This is a genomic window from Neobacillus niacini, from assembly GCF_031456445.1.
GTDB lineage: Bacteria > Bacillota > Bacilli > Bacillales > Cytobacillaceae > Neobacillus > Neobacillus niacini_I.
The window spans coordinates 1-16082 of sequence record NZ_JAVDUQ010000059.1; the positions used below are offsets into that span (position 1 = coordinate 1).

The window sequence follows — 16082 nt, forward strand, 5'->3', positions numbered from 1 at the left end:
TTTAAAAAAGATGACCCCTGTTCAATACAGAGATCATCTTCTTAAAACTGCCTAGGCTTTTTTTAAAATGTCCTTTACAAAGGGTACATTTTAAATTCAAGAGGTCTTTTTTAATTCAAAAAGCTAGAAAACTAGCTGTTTCTCGTTATCAAGATTGGAAAAAACATAAGAAAACCAAAGGTTTTCAATCGTTTAAGAAGAAAATTTCTATTCCATTTAATAATCAAAATTGGAGGCTGCGTTTTGGATAATGGCTTCTTAAAGTTGGGAATTCCAACTTTAGAAGAAGGCAACCTAACAGTTGATAAATATGTACCATTGAAAAAAAACGATTATAGCCTGTTTTGGGTGAATTATCTTTTAAATGGTGAAATGGATAAAGAATCAAAGTTCTACCAAAATTCTTTTGGAAATATCTCAAAACCTAAAAAAGGTGAAGGTAGATTGTTTTTCAAGAAAGGACAATGGTTTTTCTCTTTTTCAATAACTTTTGATTTGCAGAACGAAGTTCAGAATCAAAAGTCTATTGGTGTGGACCGTGGATTAAAATATATTGCAGTTGCTGGCGATAAAGAAACGGGTAAGTACCTTCATTTTGATGGGAAACATATTGGACATATACGTAGAAAGTTCTCAAGATTACGACGTATCTTAATGAAAAATAAGAATATGAAAGCACTTAAGCGATTAGAGGATAAAGAACAACGTATTATCCAATATTGGAATCATGTGATTTCAAAACAAATAATTAAATTTGCACAAGATTGCGGTGCATCCATCATCAAGATTGAAGACCTTTCTAATATTCGTTCCATGAAGAAATATTGGAAAAGAAGTGACCGAAACATTAATTCTTGGCTTTCTTTGATTTGGAAACCAAACTTGCTTATAAAGCACAACTAGCCGAGCTAGAAGTGCAAAAAGTAAATCCATTCAAAACAAGCCAGGAATGTGCAAACTGCGGAAATACAATGAAAAAGAACCGTAGAGGTTCTTTGTATAAATGCTCTTGTGGATATAAGAAAAATGCTGACGTAAATGCCAGCTTTGTTATTTCCACACGACCATCAATTGAAGAAAAAACTGCGGCTTAATAGCCGTTGTATAGAATTCAATGTTCTATGCAAGGCACCTGACTGTGCTGTACACCTAGCCGATGACGCTCTACCCGTAATTTGTGTAAACGGAGAATGGGACTGAGAAGAGGTAACGGTAACTTTCCAAGGAACTTTTCAGAGAAATTCTCAGAAAAACTCCGTTGGAATCCCCTTCCTCAAAAATCCGTTAGGATTTTAGGTGGGGGAGGATGTCAATTAGTTCACTTATTTTATACCAATCGCAACAAAGGTTACGAAAAGAGCCTTTGTAAAAAATGGATGAATTTTTGAAAGCGTATTAATTTCCAGTGGAAAATAAGTTAGAATAAAACAAAGGATACATTATGCTGTAAAACGAAATATGCGAATATAAATTTGTAAAACTATAGGTGTAATTAGAAATGAACAATAAACTTCATAAACTCAATAAAACGAAAAAACCATTGTTTGTCACGGTGTATGATCAATTGTATAAACTCATTATGGATGGTACTTTTCCACCTGATAGCAGGCTGCCTACAGAACCAGAATTAGCCAAAGAATTTGGTGTTAGCAGAATGACCTTGAGACATGCATTGGCACTTTTACAGGAAGATGGATTGGTTAAGAATGTCCATGGAAAAGGAAATTTTATTACAAAATTTCATCAAAATGAAAGTATCGATGGCTTGGAGAAATTGGGGAATCCCCTGTATAAGTGCTATACAGAAAAAATCGATGATGTCGAACTTGATTTCCGGATTGACTTAGTAACAGAGTATGCAAGGCAAGTGTTAAAACAAGAAATGACTGCAGTAGTTGCTTTAGAACGCTGGTATAAAAGCAGTAATAAAGTTGTCGCCTATGCTTTAACTATGATGCCGATTGAAGCTGTGTCCGATTTAAATCTTGATTTACAGGATGAGAAGAAACTTTTGGAAATGCTAGAAAAGGAAGTATATGAACTAGCTAATTCCTCAACCATTGATATCAAACGCTCCAGTTCCGTCAATACTCCATCGTTAAAATATCAAATTTTTGGCGGAAAAGAATGTGAATTGATTTTAGAAAGTGTATTTATCAGCGATAAATATCCAGTTGTTTATAATAAATACTATATCCCAAAAGATTTTAGTCAAATTAAAATTAATGCATCCAAATAAATGAATATGAAAAAATCCATTAGAGTTCTTTAAAAGTAGTGTATTTCCTCTGAAATACACTACTTTTTTGTTTACAAAAAAGACAAATTTTCAAAAAAATATGGGTTGTCGTCAAATAAAAGGTATGATATCCTTTTCTTTGTTCGAATGTATACAAGTTATTAGACAACTATACAATGTTGTACAGTTTTATGGTTATTATACATGGGGATGAAAGCGGAAACAAAGTTGATAATACTAACGCTAAAACTTCCTAGTAAACAGTCAAAGGAGAGAATAAAGATGAATATAACGCAACATAAAGAAACAGCACATATTAAGCCAAATGGAGTAGAGATTGCTGAAACCATTCTTTTGCCTGGGGATCCATTAAGAGCAAAATTTATTGCCGAAACTTATTTAGAGGACGCAGTTCAATTTAATTCCGTCCGCAATATGTTTGGCTATACAGGAACATATAAAGGAAAGAAAATATCTGTTATGGGAACAGGTATGGGCATGCCGAGTATGAGCTTATATTCATGGGAACTGATTCATGTATTTGGTGTGAAAAATTTGATTCGTATCGGTACCTGTGGTGCCATGCAGGATCATATGAATTTATACGATATTGTTTTTGCCATGGGTGCTTCTACGGATTCCCGTTATGTTCACCAATTCAATCTTCCTGGAGAGTTTTCCAATATTGCTTCTTTTGAATTATTGGAAAAGGCGAAAAAAGCGGCGGACCAAAAAGGACTTCCTGTACATGTCGGAAATGTCCTTACGAGCGATATTTTTTATAATGCAGATGAAACAGCGTTGGTAAAATGGCGAAAAATGGGGATTTTATGTGCAGAAATGGAGACGGCTGGTCTTTACATGAATGCAGCTTATGCGGGAGTGAACGCGTTAACAATTTTAACGGTAAGTGATCATATTATTCGAAATGAACAAACGACACCAGAAGAAAGACAAGTGGCGTTTACCAATATGATGGAAATTGCCTTGGAACTGGCTTAAAAGATGAAATAGAATCGTCAGGCATTTGATTCGGTTAATTGCTGATGAATACCTGATGATCTAAATTAGAGACGTTGAGGAGAGGAATGTATGGCTACATTAAGTGCAAATGCGATTGTGACAGAAGCTAAAGAATACAATGTAAAAAAAGCAGTACCTGTTATTTTACTATTATTTCTATTATGTTTGGTCATTGATAACTCATTTAAAATCGTTTCTGTTGATATGGCTAGAGATTTTCATATTTCAGCAACAACCGTAAGCTGGCAGGCAACGTTAGCCGGTCTTGTGATTGGCATCGGGGCAGTCGTTTACGCTGCTTTGGCAGATTCCATCTGTATCAGAAGACTATTCAGTGTCGGGATAATCTTAATCTGTGCCGGTTCTGTAATAGGATATATTTTTCAACAATCGTTTTTACTAGTAGTTGTCTCCCGTATTATTCAAACGGCTGGTTTGGCATCAGCTGAAACACTCTATGTTATCTTTGTAACGAAACATTTACCTGCCAATGAACAAAAGAAGTTTTTAGGATTAAGTACTAGTAGTTTTGCCCTTTCACAGATTATCGGTGCATTAACTGGCGGCTTTGTTTCTACCTATTTCCATTGGACATCTCTATTTTTAGTTCCATTAGTAACTCTATTAATCCTTCCGTTTATTTTGAAATACCTTCCTAAGGAAGAGGCGAAGAACAGTCATGTGGATGTGGCAGGACTTTTTCTAGTTGCGATTATCTCTTCATCACTATTATTATATATAACGGACTTCAACTGGATGTATCTTCTTTTATTTATAGTGGCATTTTCTTTATTCCTAATTTATATCAGCAAGAATTCCAAAGCTTTCATCGGAATTGCGTTTTTCAAAAATAAGCAGTTTCTTTCGTTGCTTGGAGTTGCTTTTGTCATTTATTCTGTTCAATTAGCCTATATTTTCTTATTTCCGTTTTTGCTTGAAAAAATCTATGGTTTGAAACTTGATACCATTTCATTGTTATTGATTCCAGCTTACGTATTAGCCGCTACTGTCGGGGCGCTTTCTGGAAAGATTGCAAGGGTGATGGGAAGCCGGCAATGTATCATGATTGCTATGACTGGGATTATTGTTAGTCTATTGGTAGGCGGATTCTTTGTAAAAACATCTGTTGTGATTTTTGTTGTTTCCATGATTTTATTTTCTAGCTCATTTGCGCTCATGTACGCACCAATGCTCGATTCCTGCATTAGCACAATTGCCAAAGAAAATTCAGGAACAGCTGTAGGGTTCTTTAATTTAATTCTGAATGTTGCTGCATCTATTGGAATTGCCTATACCGCGGCCATGATGGACCATTCGGCAATGCGGGTCCGTCTTATTGGATATATTAGTAATCCGGATGCTTCTATGTATAGTAATATCCTACTTGTTCTGGCGCTTATAACTGTTTTCAGTTTAGTATTGTATTGGGGATTAGTAGGGCGGAAAGTGTCGAGATAGGTCAAGCTGTCCATTCATTTACTTTTATTGGATATCATTAGAACCCATAGACTAAAAGTTTAGGGTTCTTTTTTTATGCCTTAGACTTCATTTGATAGAAAATTTCTTTGGAATTTTATGTTGTAAGAGAAGAGCTAAAATGGCAAGAATCATTAAAAACACCACACCTAAAAAAGATGGATTTTCAATGGATTAGGAGATTTATTGAAATATAACATAGAAATTGTGAAGGTATTTACTTAAATTGACGTTAGTAGGATAATTGAACAAACTTATGGTAAAATTAGGTTTTATATAGAGAATATGGTAAGATGGAAATGAATAACGAAAATAAAATTATTATAAAAATTGAATTTTTGTAATAGAGTTGAAGTCTAATTTTTTATTAAAAACGGGGGAGATGCTTTAATAAGGCTTCGCTTTTTTCTTGTTTAAGTAACTGGCAGTTGCTAATGATGGTAAACTAAATTTTGTTAATAATTCTGGGCATAAAGCAAAATAAATCTATATCGAAACTAGAATTTTGTTAGGAGGAATTCTTTTGCAAGAAAATACCAAAAAAGAAGTTTACGCTTGGATCAAATCAATCACATTTGCATTAATAATAGCTTTTCTTTGTCGCAACTTCTTATTTTCGCCTACAACTGTTTATGGGGAATCAATGGAACCTACATTTCAAGATAAAGATAGAGTTTTGATAAGTAAAACATCTGACATTCAACGATTTGATGTTGTTGTATTCAATGCACCAGATGCTGATAAACGATATATTAAAAGGGTAATTGGTCTACCTGGAGATAACGTAGAAATGAAAGATGATGTGTTATATATTAATGGAAAGCCATATGAGGAACCTTATGTGAAAAGAAATAATAACATTTCATTGAGAGTTACTGGTGATTTCACATTAAAAGAACTTACTGGAAAAACAACTGTTCCAAATGGTTATTTCTTTGTTTTAGGAGATAATCGATTGATAAGTAAAGATAGTAGAAAATTTGGTTTTATTTCTGCCGACTCAATTATAGGGGAAGTGAAACTTCAATTTTTTCCAATAAAAGATATAGGTTTACCAAAATAATAGGGTATTCAATAAACACACACACCAATTTAGTGAGGATTTGATTTAAATTCAGTATGTGAAGCATTGTACTTAAACAAAAGGATGCTTATCTCGAATAAGATTTAGGCATTGGTCTTCCACAATCGGGCGCGTTTATTTAGAAACGCGTCTTTTTTGTATAATAAATCATGGCACCAATAATACAATACATCAAATAAATATGCTGTTTATTATGTGAGTGTAGTGAATGCTCTAAAAAAGAGATGAAATCACAATATTATTTTTCTAGGTTTTAAAAATGGACGGTTCTTTTTTAACGTGAAATCACTCTTTTAAAAAGCCCCCTAAATTTCTCCTTATCTTCTGCTGTAAATGGTTTTGGCCCCTTTGTACGCTTTCCGCTTTTTCGAGCCATTGCACTTAAATAACGTGTTTGTAATAATTGGTCAATGTTTTCATTTGTATAGCTATACCCATTATGGTGAAGTACCGTACACCCTTTTGCTAAACCTAGCGAAGCAAGACCATAATCTTGCGTAACGATTATATCGCCTTTTTCTGCTAACTTCATAATCCGATAATCTGCAGCATCTGCTCCAGAATCAACATAAATGGTTTCCACTCCTGCTGGTTGTTCCGCATTAGAAAAATGAGAAAAGCTAGTAACAAGAATAACAGGAATTTCAGCATTCGTACCTTCAGAGATGATAATATCTTTTACTGGACAAGCATCTGCATCAACATAAATTTTCATCTTTACCTCTCCCGTAATTAAGTTCGAGTTGATGATAATGGCAGATTTAGCTTTTGTCAAATGTTAAAGATGTATTACCTAAAATCATTTAAAAAACAGTTTTTTTATTATATACCTGAAGTAAGGAGTTGTTTCAAAATAAAGAGGTTACACCATATAAGATTGGCAAGCTATGCATTTTGACTCGTCTACAACTAAATGAGTTTGCCGATTCGAAAAAACACAACAAATTCATTTGAAGTTGTGCTAACATGGCAATACTAGATTTAGGGATGGGGAGGATATCAATATGAAAATAAATCAATTAATTGCGAACAATATTATCAAATTAGATGCAGCGCTTCCAACTGATCAATCGTTGGGCATTGCTGGTTTGTCCGGATCTGGTAAAACTACATTTTGTCAAACCATTGGTGAAGAATCCAAGAAGCGTCTCGTTTCCTTATTGCCAAAGGCTGAATATCAGTATTTATTTCCGAATATTATGGAAACTAATTTCAGTGCCATTAGGATGGAAGAGATGCCTTTAGTGCTTTTTCTCGGAAGATCATCCATTTCCTCCAATCCACGTTCAACCATTGGCACACATACTGGCGTGTTTACTGAGATCCGCGAGCGACTTGCTGAAAAATACAATCTTTCTCCAGAAGTCTTTTCATTTAATAATGAATTAGGCTGGTGTCCAAAGTGTAAAGGCCGCGGTAGTAACCAAAATGTCGAATGTCCTAAGTGTAATGGAAGGCGTTATAACAAGGAAGTAGAGCAATATACAATCGATATATTTGGTAAACCTTATTGTATATCAGATATTAACAGCTTAAGCATTGAAACGATTCTTTCGCTATCAGAGGATTTACATATTAGTGAAGAAAAACAGAATATACTTAATAACATTATCAACATGAATATAGGTTACTTAGCCTTAAATAGAATTATGGGTACATTGTCTGGGGGAGAATTAACTCGGCTTTACCTGGCAGAATTCATGGCTGTAAGTGAAAATACAGTTATTATCATTGATGAAATATCAGTCGGTATTGATCACGGAACATTACTAAAAATTTTAGAACAAATTAAACAATTAGGCTATAAGAATCAAATTTGGCTTATTGACCATTCTGACACAGTGCTTGATACAACAGATAACCAAGTATTTTTTGGACCTGGCAGTGGTAAATATGGCGGAAAAATCGTGGATGAATCACCGCGTCCAAAACCAGTTTACATAGAAAGAAATGAGGAAGAGCCGACAGATTACTATCATTTTCATGATTTATATTGCCGTAATATTCAAATGGCTGAAATTCAGATTCCTAAAAATAGACTTGTAACCATTACCGGAGAGTCTGGATGTGGTAAATCTACTCTTGTCAACGAATGTATTGCCGAAGATTTCCAGAAGCAATACAAAAACGATAAGCTCGTTATGGTTGGACAAGATCGAAACCAATCGATTACGAGTCGGTCAACGGTTGCGACTTTTCTTGATATTAAAAAGAAAATCACAAAATATAGTGAAGCAATTGAAGATATTTTCGATTCCTCAATTGAAGATATCATTGATGAACTTCCAAATGAAGATATCGCGCATAAACGTTTGAGCTTATTGATCAAACTTGGACTAGGTTATTTAACTTTAAATAGAAAAACACAATCCTTGTCGACTGGTGAATTTCAATGTGTGCATTTAGTCTCGGAACTGTTTGCAAATTCTAGAAATCCTCATACCCTTTTCATTTTTGACGAACCTTCAAAAGGTTTATCACAAAATATTTTAAATCAATTCATTGATAGTATTAGAGGTATTCTACAAGATGAATCCGTTTCAATTATGATGATTGAACATAATGCCTATATGATGGAAAGTTCTGATTTTATCGTTGATTTTGGTAAAAGAAAGAATGAACCTGTAACAAATCTTGATGTTGTTAGTCATCATGAATATTATGAGACTAAAAATAGGAAAGAGATCGCGCTGCCATCGCCTATTTCGTCTACACTTAAATCACAACATGGCATTACGTATTTAAATGAAAATCATATCGACTATTTTAAAAATGCAGAAAATGTCTATAAGGGCGGTATTTTAAAAAGCCTATCCTCAATGGCCCGTTTGATTTATGGTGAATACGATTCTAAAAAACAAGCCCCTGTCATTGCCATTGATCTTGAAAGACATTTGTATAGTCAATATAGTTTTCTTTATGAAATGGGCGGCTTGATTAACCATATTGTGGCGGCGCATCCGACCAATAAAGATATGAGAAGCTTTGATTTCTTTTCTCAGGACAATCATTGTCCATCATGCTCGGGACGTCTTGAAATTGAAATATTTGATAAAGATCTTGTGATTCAAGACAAAAATCTTCCATTCTGGGATGGTCTATTCTATCCGGAAATAATGGAAGTATTAAAATTCTATCAATACCCAAAATTAGAATTTCTATTTGAAGAAATTAAGAATGAACTCGGGTTTGACCTGACGAAAAGCTATAATGAGATGTCAGATGAAGAAAAGCATACATTTTGGTACGGGTATTTTGAAAAGTCATTTTATGATAAGAAAGGCAAGGCACGTAGAACATGGGTAGGTTTTAATACCATTCTTGGTATGTATATTGTCGTTTCAAAATCAATGATTAAAGAGCAAATGAAGGCTTCTAAAGAAAAGATTACATGTCCAATTTGTGAAGGTACTGTTTTAAACCACCATAAACCGATTAAATTTGGAGACACAGATATTCGAGAAATAATCAATCTGCCGATTGACCAAGTATTGAAAATAATAGGTGATTTACCTGCACTCGTCAAACTGAAATCGATTGTCGGTGGCGATATGATTTTGACAACAGATGTCTCTTTACTGCCTAGAAAAACACAAGTCGCACTGAAATTGTTTGAATTAGAACAAGCAAGCTTTACGGGTTATGAAATGGTATTGCAAAATGTCTTACCATTCTGGGACTGGGTCAAAGATAAGATTGAATCCATTAGCAACAATAATCAAGTGACCATCTGTGATTTTCCTACTATCAATGAAACAAGAGAAACAATCATAGATAAGTATTTCACAAATGGAAAATACAAAAAACTAACCTATGTTTATGAAGCATTCGGTTACAAAAAATTGGTTACCGAAATTAATAAAATTAAAAAAAGCCATCCATGTCCATTCTGTAAAGGAAAGAAAGTTATATCAGAAGATAATCTGCATGATGGTGTGTTTAAATTAACCATTCCATGTGTAAGTTGTTATGCAAGTGGCATCAATGATGAAGGCCTTAAGGAACTTGTTGAAAGCATACAAGTAAAAACATGGTTATCTGGAACAGTAAGTGATGTTGTTGATGAAAGCTTATATACAGAAGCGGTTGCAGACATTCCCATTTTCAATCGTATTCGTGAGTTAAATAAACGAGATATGATGGCGGTTTATCAATGCCTGGAGCAAAATAATTAAATTACTTTGGTTAGAGAAAAAATGGACTTTTAGCGAAATAAAAACACTTTGTATATAATCAACCCCCATGTAAAGACTTAGCGGTAGGTTTTTCAGAGTTAGATAAACAAAAGTATGAACTTCACGTAAAAACAACTACAAAAGCAATTGAAATAGCAAAACAACGGGGCCGAGAAGATATTGCAGAGAAAAACGAAAAGAATCTACAACGTTATCAAAACATTTTAACTACCCTCCAAGAAGGAAATGTTATTTTTGGTAGACAAGATCGGATGAAACGAAAGTTAGGTGTTAAAAATGGCCGAATATGACCGTTCTGCACATTTGAAAGCGATTCATGCCAACCGTAGGCTAACACCTATCAGAAGGTAGATGAAGCCATTAAAAGGCTAATGAAAAAATAAACTTTAACAGTGTATCCAGTGAAGCTAATGTATCAAAAGCAACACTCTATAACAACAAGGACTTCCGTTTGAGGATCGAAACATTACGAGAACAGCAATCACAAGTACCTACACCCAAACAATCCCTCCTCTTCCTCACTACCGAAGCATAGTTGAAGAGTTCTGATTGATTTTTGTTAAGCAAACGGACCATTAATGGAATAAAGTTTCTGAACAAAAGAGAATAATAATGATAAATCTTGTGGGAGGCTCCTATGATTGATAAAAGAAAGGGACTTCGCCTGTAACAAACATATTGTATACAACTGTGAGAATCATCCTTGCAATAGCGATAATAGCTCTTTTTCGCCTCTCCTTTTATAAATGCGTTCGTATTTGGTTTTGTAGTAAGAAGACTTATCCGATTTCACGGCTGCATGGGCAACTTGTACCAATGCAGGTTTGAGGTAGACATCGGCACGTGTAATTATTTCCTTTTCAGCCTTCACCCATTTAGGGTTGGCAACAGTGATATGGATGGTATCCTCCAAAAGGTTATAGACGGGAACCCAATACTTTCCGGTAGATTCCATACACACCTTAAAGCAGTTGTGATCAATCAGCCATTGCCTGAATTGAAGAATAGAATTGTTAAAAGTGGAGAATTTTTTTTGAAATAATGGGGTGAAATTCCCTCGATTTTTAATTTCTAATACTCTTCTCCATATAGTGTACATTTTCTTAGGATTAAAATATATGAAACGGTATAGAATACTAAATGTTAAATTTTCAAAGATTCAATATCTGGGTTATCACTTTTCACGAATGATCCTTCTATATGCTTTTGAATTTATTAAGAGGAAGCTGAAAACAAGTACGTCGTTTATTTAAAACTCAATTATCCATTTTGGCTGTTGTTAGTGATCGTGGTATTCGACACAACTAATAAAATAAATACCAACGGGTTTAACAGTTGAACAAAGGGTTGTTGCGGCAGCTCTTTCATTGATCTTAAGCAAATTGGCGCGATTGTGAAATCATAAGAAATAAGGGATGATACATATTAAACATAATATGTATCATCCCTTATTTCTTATATTTTTTATGATTTAGGTCTTGATAAATTCAGATTTTCGGTGCTTTTTGTTTTCAAAAAATAAAATAGCTTAGCTCCGTATGGAACTAAGCTATTACTGTATTTAACTTTAAGTGCATTTTTTCACAATCTTATGCGCGGTTTGTTCAAGCTTCAGAGCGTTTTGGCAGTACCGGCTCAGTATGATGGAAATTTTATAAAAAAAGATGGTGTGTTATGCACCATCTTTTCCTTCTCATAAGATTTGAATTTCAGCAATCACCTGACGATCCTCTTTCTTTAGGTCACTTCATAACCTTGCTTTTCTATAAAAGATGCATCAACAAGCCGTTGAATATGGTTTTCTTCATCCCAATCCCAAACTTCATGGGCGTGAAGTGATTGGACTTCCTCTTCGCAAATCTGACAGTGCCTATTTGCCTTAGCATAGACTTCTTTTCTAATCTTGTTCCAGTCATCTTTATTTTTTAGCCTAGTCCTCACATTGTTTTAGGGCATACACCCAACCCAAGCTTTGACCTTGAGCATAAACTGGTTATAAGTCTAATTTCAATAAGGAGTGAACCTTGAATTATGGGATATATGCAACAAATGTCTCCCTATGCTCAGAATCCCTGGGGTCTTCAACATTGTTTGAATCGTTTCACGTATATGTGGCTTAGAAACGGAGACAATTTCTGGTTTTTTTTGACGACTGTCGGGGAATCAAGAGTTTATGGCTATAGGTTTTTCGGCGGAAGATGGAATCATTATTCGATTGCATTAAGTGATATTGTTTCATTCAATTGTTCTCCGAATCCAACTCTATATTAAAACACTACGCCTGACCTTCGTATTCGTATCGTTCAGTCTTACTTTAGAAGATTATTTTATATGCTATCAAGAAAGTTTCAATAAAAGTCACTTTATTGAGTTATCAATTACCAGCAACACCTATACATGTTTTTATAAAGCAGACCCGAACATCGTACACGCTTTAAGATCAACTCCCGCATTGCGGTCTCTCTCAAAAAAGAATGCGAACCCTCGTGGATTAGCGTTCTTTTTGCATGAAATTAAACTGAATCAGTACCCACCAGTGTTCTTTGACTTCAGGAAAGGTTTCAACCAAAAATACGATGTCTTTTTAAGTAACCAAGTGGTGATTATTTTTTTAATTAGGCTTACTAGATTGCCTAAACGTTTCTCTTACCCAGTGGACGAATTTCAAATGCAAAAACATGAATCCATAAAGAAACGGGTAGGAAATAGCTGAGTACCACCATTTCCAATGTGGATAATATAAATATCCCATCTTTAAATATGTCCATTCATAGAAGCTAGAAAAGATTGACCATACCAGAATATAGGTAATTTTCTTTTTCCAGCTGCCATTGAGTGGATACCAGCTTATCATGATAACAGCAGCAGGAGCATAGATAAATAAAATCATAAAGGTTGTAGGTAGATCAATGTATTTCCTTACCCAGAATTCATATAGGCTGTATCTATCTGTCCATCTGTCTACTACTTCTGCGATGAAAAGACATGTTGCAACCGTCGCATAATACTCCAACGGAGGAAGTGGTTTCGGAACCTTCTAAGCAACACACATGAAAATTACGACTGAGACAATTAAATACCAGTACCACATGGAAAAAACACCTGATTTCTTATGTAAAGGTTACTTCCATAGGGTTATCAAAAGTTTCTCTTTTTATTTGCTCAATAGTTAAGCAAAAGCTTCCGATCCCGAGGATGGTTCTGTGATTGTTCTTTTTCTTGTTTCACTAACCTCGTTAGTGAAACAAGAAAAAGAGCCGCAGCTACGACTCTTTGTTTCGCTCAAGCAACCGTTGTTGAAGAAGAGGTGAGGTCTATTTAGACTTCACTTTCAATTTTTCCCCACCTTCCTTAGTTCCTTCAAAAATAATGGTATTCTTATATCCTATATCTAATTTGGCGTTGTAATAATCCCAAGTCTTTTCATTGTTTGAATACTTTTCAATAGTTTTTAATACATCGTTAAATAACTTTGTTGCTTCATCAACTGTTGGTTGTTCTTCAAGCAATAGCCTAAACTTTACTGTGTCATCAACAAATGCTCCAACACAATCAATACCTTTTGACTTTTTAAAATAATCCTCCGTTTTGGAAACAGCTTCTCCTATATCTTGCTCTGGTGGTTTATTACATCCACTTACAAAAATTAATGAAATTAAATAAATAACTAAAAAAAATGTATATTTTCTTTTTATCAAATAGGTTCCTCCTTCACCCCTATTTATACATATTTTACCATGATCTCACTTCATAAAGTTTTGTTTCTTGTTCAACAAACCTGCCCTGTTAGTGAAACAATAAAAGAGCCGCAGCAGCGACCCTTTTTAAAGCACAAGCAACTATTAGTGAAAGAAGAAGGTCTGTAGCTTTAGTGCTTTTTTGTTACCTTCCACCACTAACATTTATAATTTCTCCTAATATGTAATTTGAAGCATCGGAAGAAAGGAAAGCAATTACCTCTGCTATTTCCATTGGTGTTGCAGCCCGTTTAATAGGTACAGATGAAGCCATACGCTCAAGACGATTATTGTTTGGAGCAAATTTCTCGTGAAAAGGCGTTTCTACCATTCCTGGTGCCACTCCATTCACGATAATTCCATATTCAATTAGCTCTCTGGACATACCAATGGTCATTGTATTTACTGCTCCTTTAGTCGACGCATAGTGAATACTTTCTCCTGCTCCTCCAATTCGTGCCGCCGCCGAAGATACATTGATGATTTTGCCATTCTTCTTATGAATCATATGTTTTAATACGGCTTGAGAGCATAAAAGAACACTATTTACATTTAATCTAAACGTTTTTTCCCACAACTCTTCACTCATATCCATAAAGCTGCTTTGACGGATTCCACCCCCAGCATTATTAACCAAAACATCAATCGTGCCAAATGAAGAAAGAGCTTGTTCTACCATTGAGTTCACTTCTTCTTTTTTCATAACATCAGCTTGAATAGCAATAGCGTCTCCGTCTTTTTCTCGAATAAGTTGGACAGCCTCTATAGCCCCCCTCTCATTAGAATGAAAATTAATAATAACTTTTGCTCCTCTAGATGCCACTAAATGAGCTGTGGCAAGCCCAATCCCTGAACTTGCTCCAGTAATGAGAATCACTTTGCCTGATAAGTCCTGCACAGCTTTCCTCCTAATAAATTTGGTTGTAATAGTAATTCTACAATTTAAGTCCTAATCCTTTTAGAAGAAAAATTTTATATATTAAAATGACGTTCTAGTTCGGTTATTATCTAGCTTAACCAGTATTCCTTGTTGAACTAAACTTTAGTCCAATAAGAAAAACGCCTGATTGCGGAAGATCAAGATAATTATTATTATTGCTACTTTAGCTTGTTAGAGTAACGCACTCCGAAAGTAGAGAATGGTAATCTACATACCCTCATAAAATACCTATTCCATATAATTTTTATAATTTAGTTTTAATAAACTTTTAAAATCTAGTTCAGCAATTAGAACACTTATTAATAAGAGTAATGCCCCTAAATAGCCTCTAGATGTGAGAGTTTCACCCGTGAAAAAGAAAGCAAAAACAGAGGAAAAAACAGGTTCTAATGTAAAAATAAGACCTGCATGGGTTGGACTGGTATGTTGCTGGGCAATGATTTGAACAATGAAAGCGATTCCTGTACAAAAAATACTTAATGCCAAGATTGCAAACCATGACTCATAATTGCCGGGAAGTTTTGGTTTTTCCATAAAAATAGAGAAAATAATACTAAACAGTCCAACAAAACCAAGTTGTAAAACTCCAAGTGAAAGGGAATTTACATGCTTAGCCACTGCTCCTGTAACCATGATATGAACCGCATAGAATAAGGCACAAAGAATACAAAACAGATCACCAAAACCAATCTTAAATTGGTTATGTAAGGTTAATAGACCTATTCCTACTATTGATAAAATAATTCCGAAAACAACTTTTTTTTCAGGCGTTTGTTTTAAGAATATAGAGGATAATAATGGTATAAATATGACTGTGAGACTAAATAAAAAACCTGCATTCGAGACGGATGTATACTTCGTACCGAAAGTCGCAAACACATAAACAATAAACAATATAAACGATAATATAAAAGCATATTTTACAGTTTTAAAATCAGTCTTAATTAAGTGCTTGTAAAATACAATCCCTGATATAAGAAATGCAAGAGTGAAACGTAATGAGATTAAATTATATTCTTGCAGATAGTCGAGACCAATTTTTGTAAGTAAAATCGATGCACCCCAAAAAAATGTAATCATTAGCAGCATTAAATCAGCTTTAAGTTGTAATTTCATCTATTTTCCCTCGTTATATCTTGAGCTAAATATCTGATTTGGTTCAAACTTATATCTCAAAATAGAATTATTTTATTTTAGATATATTATATATACTTCTTCAATAACCCGGCAATATAACTTATTAAAGACCAAGAAAAATGGACTACTGAAACAGCACATTTGTTGTGAAACTAAAGTTGGCAATAGGTAAGCGTTTGATGTAATCTCCGGCTTTTCCCCTGCTCCGCACGGAACGTGATAGTTTCCCATCATTCCGCGTTCCATCTAA

Annotated in this window: 13 protein-coding genes and 2 pseudogenes; 9 read left to right on the plus strand and 6 right to left on the minus strand. The window is 34.5% G+C overall.

Annotated features, from left to right (window positions below; genetic code table 11):
- Window positions 1-243: 243 nt before the first annotated feature.
- The 6 genes from J2Y67_RS26555 (at window position 244) to lepB (ending at window position 5801) form a co-directional block, all read left to right on the plus strand.
- A complete protein-coding gene (locus J2Y67_RS26555) occupies window positions 244-903 on the plus strand; it encodes a transposase (protein WP_310179034.1) in 660 nt (219 codons plus the stop codon).
- 11 nt (window positions 904-914) lie between these two features.
- Entirely contained in the window at window positions 915-1094 is a 180-nt protein-coding gene (locus tag J2Y67_RS26560) for a zinc ribbon domain-containing protein (RefSeq protein ID WP_310179035.1), read from the plus strand.
- A gap of 404 nt (window positions 1095-1498) precedes the next feature.
- Window positions 1499-2239 (plus strand): GntR family transcriptional regulator, encoded by a 741-nt coding sequence (locus tag J2Y67_RS26565; protein WP_310179036.1) that lies wholly within the window; start codon window positions 1499-1501, stop codon window positions 2237-2239.
- Window positions 2240-2521: 282 nt separating this feature from the next.
- A complete protein-coding gene (gene deoD, locus J2Y67_RS26570; RefSeq protein ID WP_310179039.1) occupies window positions 2522-3241 on the plus strand; it encodes a purine-nucleoside phosphorylase in 720 nt (239 codons plus the stop codon).
- A 90-nt stretch (window positions 3242-3331) separates the two neighbouring features.
- Window positions 3332-4720: an MFS transporter gene (locus tag J2Y67_RS26575; RefSeq protein WP_310179041.1), complete on the plus strand. Its 1389-nt coding sequence runs from the start codon at window positions 3332-3334 to the stop codon at window positions 4718-4720.
- 541 nt (window positions 4721-5261) lie between these two features.
- A complete protein-coding gene (lepB, locus tag J2Y67_RS26580) occupies window positions 5262-5801 on the plus strand; it encodes a signal peptidase I (protein ID WP_310179042.1) in 540 nt (179 codons plus the stop codon).
- Between the two features lie 295 nt (window positions 5802-6096).
- Here the strand turns inward: lepB and J2Y67_RS26585 are convergent, their stop codons facing one another.
- Entirely contained in the window at window positions 6097-6537 is a 441-nt protein-coding gene (locus tag J2Y67_RS26585) for a YaiI/YqxD family protein (protein ID WP_310179043.1), read from the minus strand.
- Between the two features lie 289 nt (window positions 6538-6826).
- On the opposite strand from J2Y67_RS26585, the gene J2Y67_RS26590 reads away from it, so the two are divergent.
- The 3 genes and pseudogenes from J2Y67_RS26590 to J2Y67_RS26600 form a co-directional block, all read left to right on the plus strand.
- Entirely contained in the window at window positions 6827-9997 is a 3171-nt protein-coding gene (locus J2Y67_RS26590) for an ATP-binding cassette domain-containing protein (protein WP_310179045.1), read from the plus strand.
- Between the two features lie 56 nt (window positions 9998-10053).
- A pseudogene (locus J2Y67_RS26595) lies at window positions 10054-10308 on the plus strand (tyrosine-type recombinase/integrase); the annotation flags it as partial.
- Window positions 10295-10523, plus strand: a pseudogene (locus J2Y67_RS26600) (DUF6262 family protein); the annotation flags it as partial. The pseudogenes J2Y67_RS26595 and J2Y67_RS26600, both read left to right, overlap by 14 nt.
- A 192-nt stretch (window positions 10524-10715) precedes the next feature.
- On the opposite strand, the gene J2Y67_RS26605 reads toward J2Y67_RS26600, so the two are convergent.
- From J2Y67_RS26605 to J2Y67_RS26625, 5 genes are all read right to left on the minus strand, one after another.
- The gene (locus tag J2Y67_RS26605) at window positions 10716-11117 is read right to left on the minus strand and encodes a hypothetical protein (protein ID WP_310179047.1); all 402 of its coding nucleotides are present in this window, start codon (window positions 11115-11117) and stop codon (window positions 10716-10718) included.
- Window positions 11118-12629: 1512 nt separating this feature from the next.
- Entirely contained in the window at window positions 12630-13031 is a 402-nt protein-coding gene (locus J2Y67_RS26610) for a CBO0543 family protein (protein WP_310179050.1), read from the minus strand.
- 301 nt (window positions 13032-13332) lie between these two features.
- Complete coding sequence (locus tag J2Y67_RS26615; protein ID WP_310179052.1) at window positions 13333-13716, minus strand: IolE/MocC family protein; 384 nt, start codon at window positions 13714-13716, stop codon at window positions 13333-13335.
- A gap of 184 nt (window positions 13717-13900) precedes the next feature.
- Window positions 13901-14653 carry an SDR family NAD(P)-dependent oxidoreductase gene (locus J2Y67_RS26620; protein WP_310179055.1) on the minus strand — a complete coding sequence of 251 codons (753 nt, stop codon included), beginning with the start codon at window positions 14651-14653 and terminating at the stop codon, window positions 13901-13903.
- Window positions 14654-14923: 270 nt separating this feature from the next.
- Window positions 14924-15811, minus strand: a complete 888-nt coding sequence (locus J2Y67_RS26625; RefSeq protein ID WP_310179058.1) for a DMT family transporter — start codon at window positions 15809-15811, stop codon at window positions 14924-14926.
- Window positions 15812-16082 lie beyond the last annotated feature (271 nt).

Excerpts from the sequence above, each read along its gene's own strand:
- J2Y67_RS26565 (WP_310179036.1), top strand. The coding sequence starts at position 1,499 with ATGAACAATAAACTTCATAAACTCAATAAAACGAAAAAACCATTGTTT.
- deoD (WP_310179039.1), top strand. The coding sequence starts at position 2,522 with ATGAATATAACGCAACATAAAGAAACAGCACATATTAAGCCAAATGGA.
- J2Y67_RS26575 (WP_310179041.1), top strand. The coding sequence starts at position 3,332 with ATGGCTACATTAAGTGCAAATGCGATTGTGACAGAAGCTAAAGAATAC.
- J2Y67_RS26585 (WP_310179043.1), bottom strand. The coding sequence starts at position 6,537 with ATGAAAATTTATGTTGATGCAGATGCTTGTCCAGTAAAAGATATTATC.
- J2Y67_RS26590 (WP_310179045.1), top strand. The coding sequence starts at position 6,827 with ATGAAAATAAATCAATTAATTGCGAACAATATTATCAAATTAGATGCA.
- J2Y67_RS26605 (WP_310179047.1), bottom strand. The coding sequence starts at position 11,117 with ATGTACACTATATGGAGAAGAGTATTAGAAATTAAAAATCGAGGGAAT.
- J2Y67_RS26625 (WP_310179058.1), bottom strand. The coding sequence starts at position 15,811 with ATGAAATTACAACTTAAAGCTGATTTAATGCTGCTAATGATTACATTT.